Origin of the sequence: Microvirga tunisiensis (genome assembly GCF_009296175.1) — a bacterium.
Taxonomy (GTDB): Bacteria; Pseudomonadota; Alphaproteobacteria; order Rhizobiales; family Beijerinckiaceae; genus Microvirga; species Microvirga tunisiensis.
The window spans coordinates 1-1,010 of record NZ_VOSK01000849.1 but is presented as its reverse complement, the minus strand read 5'-3'; the positions used below and the strand labels follow the sequence as shown (position 1 = coordinate 1,010).

Annotated in this window: 1 protein-coding gene; it reads left to right on the top strand. The window is 64.7% G+C overall.

All coding sequences use genetic code 11. The annotated features are described in order from the left end of the window. Window positions 1-78: 78 nt before the first annotated feature. Window positions 79-933: an IS21-like element helper ATPase IstB gene (gene istB, locus FS320_RS44090; RefSeq protein ID WP_152718743.1), complete on the top strand. Its 855-nt coding sequence runs from the start codon at window positions 79-81 to the stop codon at window positions 931-933. The last annotated feature ends 77 nt before the right edge of the window (window positions 934-1,010 follow it).

Here is a 1,010-nt window from a genome sequence, read left to right as displayed (position 1 = left end):
GGGGGATCGCGTGGCACGCCGGTCGCTGGACTTCTATCAGGCCGTGGCCGATCGCCTGGCTGCCGCGGGAGGCCGGCCATGACAGGCGCGGCCACCACTCTTGAGAGCATCCGCAAAAGCCTTGTTGGCTTGCGGATGCCCCGCGCCCTGGAGATGCTCGACGCCACCCTGCGGCGCATCGAGCAGGGCGAGATCAACAGCATTGAGGCCCTCGATCTCCTGCTGTTGGAAGAACTCACGGTGCGGGAGAGCCGGCGCATCAAGGCGGCCCTGATGATGGCGCGGCTGACCGCGGTCAAGACCCTGGCGAGCTTTGACTTTGCCTTCCAGCCCTCGCTCGACCGCAATCGCATTCTGGCGCTGGCGGAGCTCAAGTTCATCGACCGGGCCGAGGCGGTGCATCTGCTGGGGCCACCCGGCACGGGCAAAAGCCACCTGGCGACAGCGTTGGCGGTGGAGGCGGTGAAAGCCGGCAAGAGCGTCTACTTCGCGACCCTGGCCGAGATCATTGCCACCCTGGCCAAGGCCGAGCGGGAGGGGCAACTGCGCGAGCGCATCCGCTTCCTGTCGCGAGCCGCACTGCTGGTGGTGGATGAGATCGGCTATCTGCCGGTCACGCCTGGCGGCGGCAATCTGTTCTTCCAGCTGGTCAATGCCCGCTATGAGAAAGGCGCCATGATCCTGACCTCCAACCGCGGTTTTGCGGAATGGGGCGAGGTTTTTGGCGATCCTGTTGTGGCCACGGCGCTGTTGGATCGCCTTCTTCATCATGCGGCGGTGATCCAGATCGAGGGCTCGAGCTACCGGCTGCGTCAGCATGCCGAACTGGTTCCCGAGCACGTGCGCTCGAAAGCCCTGATCACGCCGCCCCCGGCACCGAGGCGCCGGGGCCGACCACCAGGAGGCAAAGCAAATGATCATCCGACCGGCTGATCACCGGACCCATTCTCGTCCGTCAGGTAGGGAAAATTGAAGGCCCATAATTACGGGAGATTCAACGCCCATTGACA

Coding starts and splice junctions, on each gene's coding strand:
- istB (WP_152718743.1), top strand. CDS start 79: ATGACAGGCGCGGCCACCACTCTTGAGAGCATCCGCAAAAGCCTTGTT.